Annotated in this window: 1 protein-coding gene; it reads right to left on the bottom strand. The window is 34.1% G+C overall.

What is annotated here, in order from left to right; translation table 11 throughout:
- A partial coding sequence (locus tag ACMW72_RS11490; protein WP_418368971.1) for a transposase occupies window positions 1-518 on the bottom strand: 518 nt, incomplete at its 3' end.
- Between the last annotated feature and the right edge of the window lie 68 nt (window positions 519-586).

Genomic DNA, 586 nt, shown 5'->3' with positions numbered 1-586 from the left:
TCTTCTCCACCATCTTCATATTTCTTTACCCATTGATAAACTTGTTGGTAGGAAATTTTATATGTTTCAGCTGCCATTTGATAATTCTTATTATTCTCTATACAAAATAAAACAATTTGAATCCGTTCTTCCCATGTGGTTTTTCTTCCCTTTGCCATAGAGCTCGTCCTTCCTTTTGACGTATCTTTTAATTCTCTATGTTCATTATATCGTTTCACCCACCGTTGGAGAACGGATCGACTAGAGATGTCATACATTCTAACAATCTCATATTGAGAATATTGACCCGACAAATAATCTCTTACAGCTGCTTCTTTGCTTTCTTTAGGATAAGACTTCCATGATGTTGATTTTTCTAATCCTTCTATTCCATATAACTCAAACCTTTTTACCCATTCTAATACGGAATATTTAGTGACTTGATATTCAGAACAAATTTCTTTTAGGGTGTAATTTCCACTATGATAAGCAAGCACCACTTCCTGCTTGAATGGAGTTGAGTACCATTGATTCCCCATAAAAAAACTCCCCCTAAGATAAACAGAATTTTTATTTTTTATCTGTCTACCTTAAGGGGAGCATATCA

The organism is Tepidibacillus sp. LV47, assembly GCF_048381575.1.
GTDB lineage: Bacteria > Bacillota > Bacilli > Tepidibacillales > Tepidibacillaceae > Tepidibacillus.
This window is presented reverse-complemented; position numbering and strand designations above follow the sequence as displayed.